Below are 15,252 nucleotides of genomic sequence, written 5' to 3'. Positions count from 1 at the left end.
TGCGCAGGTCAGGCCTGCTCTTCTTCCACGTCGTCCAGTTCGGTATCGGCGTCTTCGTCGTCCGTTGCCTCAAGCTCGGTTGGATCAACCCAGCCCAGAAGAACGCGGGCGGTCATGACCAGATGCTGCGCCTCTTCCAGCGACATGTCGAAGGGTTCAAGCAGACCCTCGTCCTTATGACGTTCGCCATCAACCGTGGTCCAGCCACCGGCCAGTTCCCAATCCGCGCAGGTCGCGAAATCCTCAAGCGTCTTGACACCATCCTTGGCCAGCACTTCGATCATCTGGGGCGTCAGGCCTTCAAAGTCGATCAGGCTGTCCTCGGCACCCAGTTCACGCGCCGCTTCTAGCGCCTTCTTGGCCTGTGCCTCAAGGTTCTCGCGGGCACGGGTCTGCAATTCCTCGGCCGTGTCTTCGTCCACGCCGTCGATGACCAGAAGCTCATCAACCTCGACATAAGCCACTTCTTCCAGCGTGGTGAATCCTTCGGACACCAGCAACTGTGCAAAGAACTCGTCAAGATCCAGCGTGTCCATGAACAGGCGTGTCCGCTCTTCGAATTCCTTCTGACGACGCGCCGATTCCTCTTCCTCGGTCATGATGTCGATATCAAGCCCTGTCAGCTGCGATGCCAGACGCACGTTCTGACCACGACGACCAATCGCCAGCGACAACTGCTCGTCCGGGACCACAACTTCGATGCGCTCGGCATCTTCGTCGAGAACCACCTTGCTGACTTCGGCAGGCTGAAGCGCGTTCACAAGGAAGGTCGGAATGTCCTCGTTCCACGGAATGATGTCGATCTTCTCGCCCTGAAGCTCGTTCACGACCGCCTGAACCCGGCTGCCGCGCATACCCACACAGGCACCGACAGGGTCGATCGAGTTGTCATAGGAAATCACCGCGATCTTGGCGCGCGATCCCGGATCACGGGCAACCGCCTTGATCTCGATGATGCCGTCATAGATTTCCGGCACTTCCATCTTGAACAGTTCGGCCATGAACTCGGGCGCGGTGCGGCTCAGGAAAATCTGCGGCCCGCGTGTTTCGCGACGCACATCCTTGATGTAGCAACGGATGCGGTCGCCATTGCGATAGCTTTCGCGGCCGATCTTCTCGTTGCGGCGCAGAATGCCTTCGCCCCGGCCCACATCGACGATGACGTTGCCGTATTCCTCGCGCTTGACCACACCGTTGATGATGGTGCCTGCGCGGTCCTGGAATTCCTCGAACTGGCGGTCACGTTCGGCTTCGCGTACTTTCTGGAGGATCACCTGCTTGGCGGATTGCGCCGCGATCCGGCCCATTTCCACCGGCGGCACTTCCTCGACAAAGCTGTCACCTACTTGTGCAGGCGCTGCGAAGTCGGTGATCGGCTGCCCGTCCCGCAGCCAGACCGCATTCTGGGTCGGCTTTGGTGCAACGAAATAGGGCTTGGCGCTCTCGGGGGTGAACTCCGACTGGTAGTTCTCAAGCTCTTCATCCTCGACCACGGTGCGCACACGGGTAAAGGTCGCGCGGCCGGTCTTGCGGTCGATCGCCACGCGAATGTCCATCTCGGACCCGTAGCGCGACTTCGCGGCACGGGCGAGGCTTTCTTCCATCGCATCGACAACCAGACCGGGGTCGATCATCTTTTCGCGCGCCACCGCTTCGGCGGTCTGCAACAGTTCCAACTGGTTGGCGGAGGTGATTGCCATCGGTCTTACTCCTCTTCGGGCCCTTCGGCCTCAATCACGTCGTCAAATTGTTTGTCGTCAAAGCCTTGGGCCTTTCGCGCCTTCAGCATTTCCTTGATCAGGTCGTCGGTCAGCACCAGCTTCGCATCGGTCAGCCAGTCGAACTTGAGTCCAACCGTGCCCTCGTCGATATTGATCAGAACCTCGTCACCCTCGACACCGGCCAACACGCCCTTGAAGCGCTTGCGCCCGTCGATCATCTCGGATGTCTCGATCTTGGCTTCGTAGCCCTCGAACGTGTCGAAATCCTTGAGCCGCGTCAGCGGCCGGTCGATCCCCGGCGACGACACTTCCAAAGTGTAGGTGTCGAGAATCGGGTCCTCGACATCCAACGTCGCGCTCACCGCCGTGCTGATGGCGGCGCATTCATCCACTTCGATCCCGCCTTCAGGACGTTCAGCCATGATCTGCAACGTGGCCAACTTGCCGCTCATCAACCGGATTCGCACCAATTCGAATCCCATGTCCTCGATGACAGGGGTGACGATCTCGGCCAGACGTCGGTCCATCGCGGCTTTTGCGATCAGGTCAGACATTGTCGTGTAGAACTCCAGACACAAAAAAACGGGCGCGCGGCCCGTTGAAGAATTCGGTGGGTGCCGACCGAAGCCAACACGCCGCTGTTGACGTGCATATACTTAGCCGTTCCTGAGTCTGCAAGGGGTTTCGTGAACCAGTCCCGGTCGTTTGGCCCGGACGTTGGGAAAGACCGTCAGACCTGCCTTCAGTAATCCCGCTCAAAGAAAATACCGACCGACGAATTGCCGGTATTGTCGACACTGCCCCGCGCGGTGATGTCCGAGGTCACATCAAGGTTCAGATTGATCTCGGTCCGTCCGCCGCTTTCAACCACCACATCGGAATAGACATTGTCCGAAATGTACTTGCCTGCACGCACCGCCGTGCCGCCGTCCTCGGTCTGGCTGACGTCCAGATCATCCAATCCGAACCCGTCCCGCAGCCGCGACAAAATCCCGATCCCGCCGCGTCCGGCCAAAGTGGCCACCGCATTGGCCAATTCCAGCGCCTGCAACGCCGACAGGTTCGACAGGTTGCGCCCGAACAAAAGCTGAGCCAGCACCTCGTCCTCGGGCAATTCCGGCGAGGACGAGAACGAAATCTCCGGCGATGAAGCCGGTCCTTCCAGAATGACACGCACGGTGATCCCGTTTGCCTCGGTCTCGGCAACAAATCGCAGAATCGGGTTGAAACTGCCGCTCAACTGAATGCGCCCCTCGTCCAGCGTGAACCGCTGGTTCAGGATGTCCAACCGACCGCGGACAAGCTCGAACCCGCCCTGGGGAATGATATCCGACGTCGGTCCGGTCAACCGCAACTGTCCGGCCAGTTCCGCATCAAGCCCGCGACCCCGAACAAACACCTGGCCGGGTGCGCTCAGCGTCAGGTCCAGCCGTGTGCTGGATGGTCCGCGGGCGGCTTCGACGGTCTGTTGAGCGCTGCTCGCGATCCCCGCCCGGTCCAGCGTCCGCATCACCGGCCGCGTCGCGCCCAGATGATCAATCGGCGGAATGTCCCCAAGCGCCGAAACACCGGACGAGGGCACCTGGATCTCGGTCTCGTTCAGCCGCAGATCCCCGCTCACCAGCAGGTTGCGTCCGATCGGCCCGTTCAGCGATACAGTTCCGTCAATGCTGGTGTCGTACAGATCGACATCGCGGATTCCGAACTGGTTCAGCGTTGCCGTGATGGCCGCGTCAAACCCGTTCAGGCCCAACCGCCCGTTCACATCGACCGATCCACCGTTGTTCCCCTGCGCTGTCAGCCCCAACTGAGCAGCGCCGTTGGTCAACTGGATCTGGCCGGAAATCGGTGCAAGCACAATGCCCAGCGTTGGTGCGCTGAATTCCGCGCCCTGTGGCGTGATCGTCCCCGACAGACTGCCAAGCGCCAGCGGACCGGCCAACCGCAGGTTCAGATTGGCCTGACCGTTCAGACGCCGCGGCGAGATAAACACATTGGCAAGGCCCAAAGGCGCAGCACCGTTCACATCAATATTGGCCGTCCCGCCATTTGCGACCCGGCCATTCACGGCAAGCGTGGTGCCCCCCGGACCATCCAGATCAATATTGACACCATAACCGTCGCTTTGCTGCTGCACTGTGCCATCGACCACCAACGCGCCCTGAAAATCCGGCGCGATCAGTCCGACATTGCGTAGCCGCGCCGTGATATCCAGATTGCTGAGCGGACCGCTGACCGACGCCGTGATCTCCTGGTTCTGCACATCGGCAGACAACTGGTCGAGCGCCCCATTCTGCCCGGTCGCGCCGACTTCAAACCGCGTTACCCCTGCAAGAAGCTGATCCACGGTGCTATTGTTGATGCCAAGCCCGGTGCCCTGACCGCTGGCCGTCACATCGAAATCGCCGCCAACCTGATAGGTGCCGGTCACGTCAATCGTCGCGCTCCCCCGAAGTGGTTGCCCCGCAAGCCCCGACAGCGGCGCAAGCGTATCCGCCGCCAAGGACAGCGCAAACTCCGCATCCGGCGCACTCAGAGCGCCCGAGATCATGGCAGACCCGGTCGCATCAATCGCCCCGGTCTCAAGCCGGAACGCCTGAACCGTCAGCCGCTCGCCCTCCTGCACCCACTCAAACGCGGTCCTCATCGTTGGATCGGAGCCAACTGCCTGTGACAGCCGGGCGTCCGCCAGTTGCAGCCGCGTCCCCGCAGCCCGAAGATCGCCCCCAACCGACACAAGCCCGCCGCTTTCGGCCTGCGTAATATCACCATTGCCAGACAGCGCCAACGTGCGCGCAGACACCTGCGGAGATTGAATTTCCCGCAGCGCAATATCGGCCTCCCATGTCCCGTCAGGCCCGCCGGTCGCGGTGATGTCAACCGTACCGGTCTCCAATTCCATGCCTCCCGCAAAAGGAAGCCGCACAGGCTGGTTCTGGTTGGACAGGTCCGCCGTCATCTCAAGATTGCGCAACTGTGTCCCGGACAGGGTCACACCGCCATTGATCTGCGCTGACCCCTCGGCCTCGCCGGGATACACCCGGTCCAGATTGCTCAGATTGCCATTAAGCCGTAGCGAGGTCGCCTCGGTGGTGATCTTGCCGGTCGCTTCGATATTCGCCGCCGGTGTCACCACCCGTGCCGCGCGCAGCGTTGTCCCGGTTTCATCGCGCCGCACGTCCAGTCGTGCCGACCCGACACCCGCCAGAATGCGGTCCACCACATCTTGCCCGATGGCAAGGTCAAGCGTGGTTCCGTCGATCACCAGATCGGCCATGCCGGAAATCGGCGCCACCGTTCCGTCAACGGTCACTTCGATGCGCCCATCAAGCGGTCGACCAGCCACTGTCGAAAAGCGCGTGATGTCCTGCGCGATCACCCGCAGGTCCAACGCCAACGGCATGGCGTCTTCGGCAGTCCATGTGGCGGCGCCGTTCAGGCCAAAATCCTCACCATTCGCTTCCAGCCCGGTAACGCGCACCGGCTGGCCGCTTTGGTAATCCACCCGCGCCGCACCCGACAGATCCGTCCCGACCGCTTCGGCCAGTCCGGGATCGCTCAGGGCAAGCTCTTGCGCAGTCCATGTGATATCCAACCCAAGTTGACCGCTTTCGGCAAAGCTCTGCTGGTCAATCTCGCCGCGCCCGGTCAGGCTCAGCGCGTCCAGCGTCGCCGCCGGGTTTTCGAACTCCACCACCCGTGCATCGAACGAAAGCTGATCGTCGAACACCGCATCAAACGTGACGGACTCCACTCGGGTGTCGCCACCGCCAACCGGAAGAACCACAGCCCCGCCATCGGGGTTGGCGATCCGCCCTTCGGCATCCAGCGCCTCAAGCCACCCTGTCTCGGAAATCACTGCGCTCCCGGTCAAGGACAACGTGTTTGCCGTCAGATCGAATTCCGGCAATTCCGTCCGACCAGAGGCATCGCGAACCACCCGCGCGCGCAATCCGATATCGGTGCCGAAAAAGTCGCGCACATCCTCGGTCAATAGCGGCGTCGGGTCGCCGTTGATATCGACCCGCACGTCCCAACCGCCAGACTCTTGGGGGGCAAGGATGGCCACGGTGCCGGTAATACGCGGCGTGTCATCCGTCGCCAGCGCGATCTGCGCCTCGAAATCATCAACCGGTCCTTCTCCCTGCACGGTCAATGCCACCGATGGCGCGCCCGGAATGCCAAGCAACGTCGCAGCAAGCCCACCTTCGGCTTCTTCCGCGTTCAGGTTCACCGCCAATTCTCGGGACGACGGATCAAAGCTTGCCGCAAGCTGGATCTGCGCCTGCTTGCTGTCGATCCGGTCAAGATTGAACTGAAGATCCGCGCCGCCGCCATCAAGCTCTGCCGCGCCGGTGATCGAGAATTCCGCCGCTTCCCCCAATAGCGGCGCACCAAGCTGAACCGACCGCACCGCGATCTCTTCGATCTGGATGGAGACCGGCAAATCGGGAATCGTGAACGGCGTCGCCTCGGCGCTGGGCACATCCGGCCCCGCATCCGGCGCACGCGACACAACCACGCTGTCTGCCGTGAACGACGTGACGTCCACAACTCCGCGCAAAAGCGCCGCCCGGCTCCAGTCCAGAACCACATTTTCGACCCGAAGCCATTCGCCTTCCGCATCCGAAATTGTCAAAAGCTCGATCGACGCCTCGCTCGAAAGGGCCCCCTGAAATCCCTGAATCCGCACATCGCGCCCGGCCCCCGACAGTGCGTCCTGCAACAGCCCGGCCAGATAGCCGGGGTCGTCGTCACTGTCCTGCGCAAAGCTGGCCAGCGGCCACCAGAGCAAGACAAGAAGGGCTGAAATAAAACGCATATCAGAAGGCCTGACCAATCCCGATGTAAAGTTCATAGTCTTTCCCGGCGCCATCTCCTGTCACAGGGGTTGCGATGTCCACCCGGATCGGTCCGATCCCGGTGTTATAGCGAAGCCCGAACCCGGCCCCTGCGTGCCAGTCGCTGTCACCCGAAAACCCGCTGCCCTCGGTGATCATCCCGGCGTCGTAAAACCCGACAAGGCCGATATTCTCGCGCACGGTTGCGCGGAATTCGGCAGACAGCGCCCCAAAGCTCTGGCCTCCGGTAAACTCACCATTATTCGCAGTCACGCCCAGCGATTGATAGGGTTGCCCCCGAACTGTGCCGCCGCCACCGGAATAAAACAGGTAATCCGGCACCGTTTCCTCAAGATCGGGCCCCCAAACCGTTCCGATCTGCGCCCGACCCGCCAGCACGAACCTGTCATCTGTGCCAAACCCGAAATACGCCCGCGCGTCCGAGGTGAACCGCACACCGCTTTCCGTCTGATCCAGACCCAGGAATGGCGTGCCTGTAGCCGACAGGTAATACCCCCCCGTCGGGTTTAGCGAATTGTTCCGCGTGTCATAGGTGGCGCCCAGATTGGCGGTCAGCAACTGGAACTCACGATCACCAAACGCGTCCTCGGTGTCGATATAGCGATAGCCAAGCCCGAACGTGCCAGTCAACTGATCCGAAAAACGATGCGACAGCCCCGACGAGATGCTCGCCTGATTGCTGCTGAAACCGGGCTCATTCAGCCGCTCGATCCCGGCGGTCAGGTAAAACTCGGTATCCGGTGTAAAGGTCGCGGGCCGCCCGTAGGTCAAGGTCAGCGCGTAATCCATTTCGTTCCCACTGGTGCCGATACCCGCAATCTCACCTTCGACCCGAAGCCGTTCGGCGCCCTGAAACAGGTTGCGATGCAGCCAGAACGCGCTGAGCTTGCCGCCCTCCTGCGTCGATACCTCTGCGCCAAAGCCAAACCGTCGGGGTTTCTGCTCGGCCAGTTGCACCGCAAGATCAAGCGTTCCATTCGCGTTAGGGGTCTCGGCCTCTGAAATGGCGACCGATCCGAACACACCGGTTTCACGCAAACGCCGCTCGGCCTGCCTGATCTCTTCGGGGTCGAACACCTCGCCCTGCGGCAGCCCTGCGATCTCGCGAACGCGGCGCGTGCGTATCGTGTCATTGCCGGTCACGCCAATCTGGCCGAACCGCAATTCCGGCCCCGGCGTCAGGTCAAGCTGCACATCAAGCTCTCTGGCGGGATGGTTCGCGCTGATCTGCTGCCGCGCCAGTCGGGCCTTGGCATGTCCCGCATTGCGCCAGCCGCTGACCCCGGCATCCACCGCCTCGCGGATCGCGCCAGTTTCGGCGCGCGCTCCGGGTTGGAATGTGTCCGGGATCACGGTGCCCTCGGCCAAAGGCGCAATCGCGGCGCGCCCGAACTGGAACCGTGGTCCGGGCTCGATTTCGACCAGAATTTTCGCAATTGCATCCGGCGCTTCGAACGGCGAGATTGCGGACGCTTCCCGCCCGTCGATCTTGATCGACACCACCGGACCAAACCGGCCCCCACCATACAGAGCGGCAACAATCCGCCCATAATCCGCCTGCGCGGCGGCAATCAGGGCTTGCGGCGACGTGTCCCCGGCATCCACCAACGCATAAAGCGACATCGCATCCTTTATTTCGCTGCGAAGTTCATCACTGCTGTTCGGGGTATTCAGATCAAGGTCTTGGGCGGCTCCCATAGCGGGTGCAGCCAGCAGCGAGGCGCACAATATCGTGCGTTTCAACCTGTCCATATGCCCCATGCCCCGTTTTTTTGCTGACCTGACCTTAACAGCGCAACGACTCACCGTGCAAATGGGTTCCACGCCGGGGGCGATCACTTTGTCGCAAATCGCAAGAAGCCGATGCAAAGATGCGAAAAAGCACGCATGGCGTGGGGCCACCATGCGTGCAAGGTGCAGGGGGCAAGGACCATAGCCCCCCGCATTCCGGCGCGGTTCAGTTGCGCGCCAGAGTATATCCCCGCTGGCGCAGGCAGGGCAGGGCATAGGCTCCGGCCGTCCCGCGCTGTGTCTTGACCGTCATCCGGCACGCCTTGGGCAAGGACCGCGCGCTGCGATAACTGCGCTCAAGGCAACGTTCCATCACCACACGATTGACGCGCCCGCCCGAAATCCGCTGCACACAATTGGCCGGAATCGCCGATGTCGCATTGCGTTTGCCGTGATCGCGCTGAATGATCTTTGGGACCGGCTTCTTGTGATAGGTCTCGCGCGGCTTCTGGTAGGTGTTGAACTGCTGTTTCGGGGTGTGGTGCCGGATCGACTTCTTGTCGTCATCGTTCGAATCGCGCGAATTCTGGATGGCTTTGCCAATGATGAAAATCGTCGCCGCGCCCGCCAGAAGGCGCGCAATATCCTCCTCTGACGCCGCGCGGGCCGGAGCTGCCGAAAATCCGGCGATTGTGGTCGAGATGGCAAGAACGGCTGCGATAAATCTGCGTGACATGGTTGGGTTCCTTTCCCTGTCTGAAAAGCCGGGTGTGGCGCTGTCATGGGGCAGGGGTGTTGCGGACCGCTGCCTGTGCCATCCATCTCGGGTCACCCAGCAAAGTCAGGCAATATCGCGGTGCGGCTATCCGATAGCAGGGCTGCCGTTTCCGATAGCAGCGCCGCCGTTATTGAATTTCACATCCGTTCGCCGCAGGTTGATCGCATGAAACACGTTTTCCCCTTTCTGGTCCTCGCCGCGCTCAGCTGGCCCGCCGCCGCACAGGCCGCGTGTTATGCCGATTACAAGGCCAAGCAGGACTCACCCCTGCGTCTGCATTACGGGGTTGCCGAAATCTCTGGTGCCTGTACGGCAGCATCCGCACACCAACAGCTGCAGACCCGCCTTGCACGCGCGGGCTGGACACTGCTCAATGTGGTGTCGGTCTTCGATGAAAACGGGCTTGCCGAAAGGAAAGACAGTGCCGGATCAAACTTCCTTCGCTACTGACGCGCGCCGGTCCGGCACCCGCTTCGTGGTCATCGGCATCAGCGTCATCGTGGCTTTGCTTGTGCTGGCCGGTGTGTTCCTGGTCCTCACCTTGCCGGATGCAAACGCCTTCAACGCACAGGTTGAACGCATCTTTATCGAGAACGACGATCTGACCTCGCAGGCCGAGGTCAAGCTGCTGGAGATTCTCGCCCAGTCCGGCACCGCGTTTTCGGATACACTGGCAAGCTACCGCACAACCATCTTCGTCCTGCTGATTTTCGCCACCGCCATGCTGATCGCTGCACTGGTGTTTCTTGTAATGCTGGTCATCCTCAACCGCCGCATGGCCCAGATCGAACGCTCCGGCATTCAGGTCAGTTCTCTGATCGTCAGCCGGGAAGAGAACACCGTCTACCTTAACACGATGGGTTTCAAACTCACTGAAGCCATGATGGAGACCATTTCCATTCTCGCCGAGGCGCGACTGGATGACGAATTGCTGTCAGGCGCCCAGATTGAATCGATCATCTCCGGCAGGCACGAAAGCGATTGTGACGAGGCTGCCGGTGCCACCCGGATCAAACGTCTGCGCGACGGTCTGGGCAACCAGTTGGTTAGTGAACTGCTGATCAAGAACATCGCCCGTCGCGGATACATGCTCGCCATCGACAAGGACGTGATCGAGGTTCTTTGACCTGACCGGAAAAGTTGCAGCGCGGCACCCTTCCGTTTTGACCAAGCCGGATCGGCCAAACCCACAACATTTGAGGAAATAGCCGGATAGACCCATAGCCAGCCGTACAATTCAGACGCTGAACCGTACGAACCGGACCGTTCGGTCAGGTATAAACCAGCCTTTCGGCAATCTGGTCATGCAATCCATGCGATGCGCCCAGCACTCCCGCAGTTTGCGGAATCCTGTTGTTGAACCGGAGCGCAGAACCGTGCCGGTCGGTCACGGTTGCCCCTGCTTCGGACAAGATCAACGCACCCGCAGCAATGTCCCATTCCCAACTTGGTCGAAGCGTCAACATCGCATCATAGCGCCCTTGTGCCACCAGACACAGCCGATAGGCGAGCGAAGGACGATGCGACCGGGTAAAGCCGGGCACGGCATTGCGCCAATGAATAGGGTCCATGTTCGGCTTGGTTGCCAGAACCCGAGCATCGTCAATTTCCAATATATCAGAAACACTTAGCTGTTCCCCGTTGCAAAACGCGCCCTGCGTGATGCTTGAGGAATAGAGCAAAGCCATTTCCGGAAGATAAACGACGCCATGGGTGATCACACCGTTTTCGGCAATCGACAGCGAATGCGCCCAGGTCGCTTCACCCGCGATGAAACTGCGGGTTCCATCAATCGGATCGACGATGAAAAGGCTGTTCCTGTCCAGCCGTTCCGGCGTGTCGCGGGTCTCTTCGCTGAGCCAGCCATAGTCGGGGCGCGCGGTCGTCAGCCTGTCGCGCAACGCATTGTCCACCGCGTAATCCGCCTGCGTCACGGGCCCCGCATCATCCGGTTTATGCTCTACATTCAGACCCTTAGCCTTGTGATGCAACGCAATTTCGCCCGCCTGTCTTGCGGTGTCGATCAAAAGGTCAAGATCACTCTCCGGCAAGTGTGAGACCTTCAACCAGAAGCGATGGAACCACCCGGCTTAGCCATGGCCGCGCGTCATTGGCGGGTGTGATTTTTTTCAACATTTCCAGAAGTTTACCGGCAATCGTCACGCCGCTGACCGGATAAGCGATTTCGCCATTTTCCACCCAGAACCCCGCTGCACCGCGCGAATAATCGCCGGTGTTGGGGTTGATCGTCGATCCGATCATCGACGTTACCACCAGCCCGGTTCCCATGTCTGCAATCAGCCCATCCCGGTCCTTAACCCCTTGAGTAAGCATGACATTCGATACACTGGGGGACGGTCCACCCGACGTGCTGCGCGACGCGTTTCCCGTTGGCTCAAGGTTCAGCTTGCGTGCCATCGCAAGATCAAGCGTCCATCCTGTCAGCACCCCATCCTTGACGATATCGCGTTTCTGCGTCGCCAGACCTTCCGCATCAAAGGGCCGTGACCCGCCAACGCGGACGCGATGTGGATCTTCCGTCAGGCTAAGTCCTTGTGGCAGAACTTCTTTTCCCAACAAATCCAAAGCCCAGGAGGACCGCCGCGCAATCGCGGCACCGTTGATCGCCATCAGCAGATGCCCGATCAGAGACGATGAAATCCGCTCGTCAAAGAGAACCGGATAGGCCCCGGTCCTGGGCTTGCGTGGATTCATTCGTTCAAGCGTACGATCCGCCGCCACTTTGCCAATGTCCTCCGCCGCCCGCAGATCGCTTTGAAAAATGCGCTGATCTCCGTCGTAGTCACGCTCCATCCCGGTGCCTGTTCCGGCAATCGCCACACAGGACGTGGATCGTGAAGACCGTTGATATCCGCCGGAAAAACCGTTGCTTGCGGCCAGGTGGATCTCTTGCGACCCATACCCGGCAGAGGCCGCGGACACTTGCGTGATCCCCTCAACCGCCAAGGCCGCACTTTCCGCTGTGCGCGCATCCTGCTCAAGCTCTGTAGGCGACGGTTCGGGTGTCGGGTCATACATCTCAAGCCAGTCCGACGCGCGGTTCTGGGCAAGCTGGTCTGCATCGGCCAATCCCACATAGGGGTCTTCAGGAGCCTCCCGCGCCATCGCCACCGCGCGCTCTGCCATGATGGCAAAGCTGTCCGCCCGCAGATCCGACGAGGACACGTTGGCGACCCTCTGCCCGACGAACACCCGCAACCCGATATCCGTTGATTCAGACCGTTCTGCCTGTTCCAGAACGCCGTTGCGCACGTCGATTGAAATCGAATTGCCCCGCACGGCAAGCACATCGGCGGCATCGGCCCCAGCCTCTCTGGCGCGCTGCAACAAGCTTTGCGTCAGATGATCAAGCGTTAGTGTCATGAGGCCTCCGGTCTGCGGTCAGGTGTGGCAGAGAGGTAGAGCGCCCCACGCGCCACCGCAACCCTGCTAGGGCCCAAGCGGTTCGACCACGCCCACAATCGGACCCAGCCAGCGTCCGAAATCAGACCGGTTCAACTGTGGCGCATGCAGACGCGACACACTGCCATCAAGGAAAAGCGCCTGTGGCAGCCCAAGATCGTCGCGGAAAATCCGGCCAAATTCGTGAAACGTGACCGCCTGATCGGAAATCACAAAAACCACCCGTGTGCCGTCTTCGGATGTCCCGACGCCGTTGCGAATATAACGCGAGGTGCTGTCAGGCAGGAACCTTGGGTGCAATGCGCCGTCGATCACCAGCATCGGTCCGGATTGCGTGGCGTAGCGACAGTCAGGTCGCGCCGCTTCATATGCCAGCGTTTCGATTACATCGGCACGGTCATTGCCGATGCAGAACACACCATTCGGCAACAGCCCGAAATTGCCCGGTCCGGCATTCGGGATCACCCGCATCTTCTCTTCGCCGTCTTCGATGTAATGTCCCACCGGCGCACGGTCGGCATGATACATTCCGGCGTTCATGCCAAAGGCAAGCGTCTTGCCTTGCTCGGCCAAAGTGCCGTCAATCGCGGAAAACTGGCCGAACTTTTCGCCGGACGGACCGTCCAGGAACAGGCGCAGATCATCTTTACGCGGATCGACTTCGCAGGCGGTGTAGGCCAGACCGTCAAACACATGGTCAGTGCAGACCACGTCCGCCTGTGCGATTGGACCAGTGAACAGCATCAGCCCGAACCCGGCCAGGGCAATTCTAGCTTTCGACGTCACGGCGCACATCGTCCTGTTCGAACATGCGCCGCGTGTCATCCATCCGATCAAAGGTTTCATCCAACCGGAATCGCAGTTCAGGCGAGAATTTCAGCGTCAGATTCTTCGACACAGCACGGCGCAACTCGCCTTTGTTTCGGTCGAGCAGTTCAAGAATGTCATCCTGCCCTTTGCCACCCAGCGGAACGACATAGGCCGTTGCCACCTTGAGGTCAGGCGAGGTGCGCACTTCGCCGACTGTGATCGAATACCGGTTGAGGTCAGGATCGTGAATGTCCCCGCGCGTCAGCACATCGGCCAGCGTCCGGCGGATCAATTCGCCCACGCGCAGCTGTCGCTGGCTGGGACCTTCAAAGCTGTGAGATCGGTTTTTTGCCATATTCGCCACATAAGCGGTCCGGCGGCCTTTGCCAAGCCGGTGGGCAACCGCTATTGAGGTGAAAATCCGCAGGTGGAGGTTGGCCATGAGCGAAGAGATTGGGGTTGTCGTCACGGGTGTCTCCGGGCGGATGGGGCAAATGCTGGTGGCTGAAATCGCCAAACACCCGAAGATGTACCTTGCCGGTGCGGTCGAACGGGAAGGACATGACTGGGTTGGTCAGGATGTCGGATCAGCGATGGGCGGGGCCGCGATCGGGGTGCTGGTGGCGGATGATCCGCTGGATTGCTTCGCCCGCGCACAAGCCGTGATCGATTTCACGACACCTGCCGCGACCGTTTCTTTTGCCGAGCTGGCAGCGCAGGCGCGGGCGGTGCATGTGATTGGCACAACCGGCCTGTCCGACGATGATCTTGGCAAGATCAAAGCCGCCGCGCGCCATGCCGTTGTTGTGCGGGCCGGGAACATGAGCCTTGGAGTCAACCTGCTTACCGTCCTCACCCGTAAGGTCGCTGCGGCGCTGGATGCCGACTACGACATTGAAATCATTGAATACCATCACAACAAGAAGGTGGATGCACCGTCTGGCACCGCGCTCATGCTCGGAGAGGCGGCTGCCGAGGGACGGGGTGTTGATCTGCGCGACGTATCGGACCGGGGGCGTGATGGCATCACCGGTGCCCGCAAGCGCGGCGATATCGGCTTCAGTGCCATTCGTGGCGGCGATATCGTGGGAGAACACGACGTTCTGTTTGTAGCCGAAGGCGAACGCATCCTGCTGCGCCATGTCGCCAGTGATCGCGCGCTGTTTGCTCGTGGCGCTCTCAAGGCAGCGCTTTGGGGGCAGGACAAGGCTCCGGGTGAGTACGACATGCTGGACGTGCTGGGATTGTCCGACGACTGATGTCGACATCGGGCAGAGGACCGCTTTGATCCAATCCTGCATTTCCTGCGTATGTCTAGACAGGAACCCCGCCGGAAGGACCGTTGATGACCCGCCTTGCCCTGATCGCCGCTGTCACCGTCGTTTTCGCGTTGCCGACTATGGCTGCCGCCGAACTCAAGCGTATTGAAAGCAAGACGGAATTTGTCCAACTCGTTGCGGGCAAGACCTTGGCGCGCCCCTTGGTGCGGTTGCAGGTCAATCCGAATGGTCAAATCTCGGGCCGAGGCGCGACATGGGATGTGACCGGGTCATGGACATGGCAGAACGGGTTCTTCTGCCGCGATCTGAACTGGGGTGGTGATGACCTTGGCTACAATTGTCAGGCGGTTCTCGCGGATGGGTCGGACCTGCGCTTCGTCGCGGACCAAGGCGCGGGCGATGCGGCCGATTTCCGTCTGCGCTGACCGCTAAAAGTCAATCGCGAGTCCGCCCTTTTCCCAATCCCCATAACGCACGGGTTCCGGGCCGTCGCGACCGCCCAACTCCTTTGGCAACGGCTTTTCGGTGGCAGCCTTCTTGCGTCGCTCTTCAGCTTCGGCAAGGGCGCGCAGGGCGGCGGCGGGCAGGTCTTTTGAGGTGTCAGCGTTCATCACGGTCTTCCATATCGTCCCTCTTTGATATACGCG

14 protein-coding genes are annotated in these 15,252 nt (G+C 60.7%); 4 read left to right on the top strand and 10 right to left on the bottom strand.

The features are described 5' to 3' along the window. Positions 1-8 precede the first annotated feature (8 nt). The 5 genes from nusA to ACTIEN_RS02745 all read right to left on the bottom strand — a co-directional run bounded on the left by nusA (position 9) and on the right by ACTIEN_RS02745 (position 9,050). Positions 9-1,700 (bottom strand): transcription termination factor NusA, encoded by a 1,692-nt coding sequence (gene nusA / locus ACTIEN_RS02765; RefSeq protein WP_439521574.1) that lies wholly within the window; start codon positions 1,698-1,700, stop codon positions 9-11. Positions 1,701-1,705: 5 nt separating this feature from the next. Then, entirely contained in the window at positions 1,706-2,275 is a 570-nt protein-coding gene (gene rimP, locus ACTIEN_RS02760; RefSeq protein ID WP_439521573.1) for a ribosome maturation factor RimP, read from the bottom strand. A 188-nt stretch (positions 2,276-2,463) separates the two neighbouring features. Continuing rightward, complete coding sequence (locus tag ACTIEN_RS02755) at positions 2,464-6,543, bottom strand: translocation/assembly module TamB domain-containing protein (RefSeq protein WP_439521572.1); 4,080 nt, start codon at positions 6,541-6,543, stop codon at positions 2,464-2,466. 1 nt (position 6,544) lies between these two features. Next, entirely contained in the window at positions 6,545-8,335 is a 1,791-nt protein-coding gene (locus ACTIEN_RS02750; RefSeq protein WP_439521571.1) for an autotransporter assembly complex protein TamA, read from the bottom strand. Between the two features lie 205 nt (positions 8,336-8,540). Then, complete coding sequence (locus tag ACTIEN_RS02745) at positions 8,541-9,050, bottom strand: hypothetical protein (RefSeq protein WP_439521570.1); 510 nt, start codon at positions 9,048-9,050, stop codon at positions 8,541-8,543. A gap of 207 nt (positions 9,051-9,257) precedes the next feature. On the opposite strand from ACTIEN_RS02745, the gene ACTIEN_RS02740 reads away from it, so the two are divergent. Beyond that, entirely contained in the window at positions 9,258-9,542 is a 285-nt protein-coding gene (locus ACTIEN_RS02740; RefSeq protein ID WP_439521569.1) for a hypothetical protein, read from the top strand. Beyond that, on the top strand, positions 9,514-10,218 hold the full coding sequence (locus ACTIEN_RS02735) for a winged helix-turn-helix domain-containing protein (protein ID WP_439521568.1): 705 nt from the start codon (positions 9,514-9,516) through the stop codon (positions 10,216-10,218). Before ACTIEN_RS02740 ends, ACTIEN_RS02735 begins: the two co-directional genes overlap by 29 nt. Before the next feature lie 145 nt (positions 10,219-10,363). Here ACTIEN_RS02735 and ACTIEN_RS02730 read toward each other — a convergent pair whose 3' ends face one another. The 4 genes from ACTIEN_RS02730 to rbfA all read right to left on the bottom strand — a co-directional run bounded on the left by ACTIEN_RS02730 (position 10,364) and on the right by rbfA (position 13,680). Then, positions 10,364-11,143, bottom strand: coding sequence for a 3'(2'),5'-bisphosphate nucleotidase CysQ (locus ACTIEN_RS02730; protein WP_439521567.1), 780 nt, complete (start codon positions 11,141-11,143; stop codon positions 10,364-10,366). Further along, positions 11,130-12,476 (bottom strand): TldD/PmbA family protein, encoded by a 1,347-nt coding sequence (locus ACTIEN_RS02725; protein WP_439521566.1) that lies wholly within the window; start codon positions 12,474-12,476, stop codon positions 11,130-11,132. Before ACTIEN_RS02725 ends, ACTIEN_RS02730 begins: the two co-directional genes overlap by 14 nt. 66 nt (positions 12,477-12,542) lie before the next feature. After that, positions 12,543-13,259, bottom strand: coding sequence for a phosphodiester glycosidase family protein (locus ACTIEN_RS02720; protein ID WP_439521596.1), 717 nt, complete (start codon positions 13,257-13,259; stop codon positions 12,543-12,545). A 25-nt stretch (positions 13,260-13,284) separates the two neighbouring features. Beyond that, positions 13,285-13,680: a 30S ribosome-binding factor RbfA gene (rbfA, locus tag ACTIEN_RS02715; RefSeq protein WP_439521565.1), complete on the bottom strand. Its 396-nt coding sequence runs from the start codon at positions 13,678-13,680 to the stop codon at positions 13,285-13,287. An 85-nt stretch (positions 13,681-13,765) separates the two neighbouring features. On the opposite strand from rbfA, the gene dapB reads away from it, so the two are divergent. Both dapB and ACTIEN_RS02705 read left to right on the top strand, forming a co-directional pair. Continuing rightward, a complete protein-coding gene (gene dapB, locus ACTIEN_RS02710; RefSeq protein WP_439521564.1) occupies positions 13,766-14,584 on the top strand; it encodes a 4-hydroxy-tetrahydrodipicolinate reductase in 819 nt (272 codons plus the stop codon). An 86-nt stretch (positions 14,585-14,670) separates the two neighbouring features. Further along, complete coding sequence (locus tag ACTIEN_RS02705) at positions 14,671-15,030, top strand: dihydrodipicolinate reductase (protein WP_439521563.1); 360 nt, start codon at positions 14,671-14,673, stop codon at positions 15,028-15,030. Between the two features lie 3 nt (positions 15,031-15,033). Here ACTIEN_RS02705 and ACTIEN_RS02700 read toward each other — a convergent pair whose 3' ends face one another. After that, positions 15,034-15,216 carry a DUF1674 domain-containing protein gene (locus ACTIEN_RS02700; RefSeq protein ID WP_439521562.1) on the bottom strand — a complete coding sequence of 61 codons (183 nt, stop codon included), beginning with the start codon at positions 15,214-15,216 and terminating at the stop codon, positions 15,034-15,036. Between the last annotated feature and the right edge of the window lie 36 nt (positions 15,217-15,252).

The sequence above is a fragment of the Marivita sp. genome (assembly GCF_051859345.1).
GTDB lineage: Bacteria > Pseudomonadota > Alphaproteobacteria > Rhodobacterales > Rhodobacteraceae > Marivita.
The sequence above is the reverse complement of the archived record's forward strand: the minus strand, read 5'-3'. Positions and strand labels throughout refer to the sequence as shown.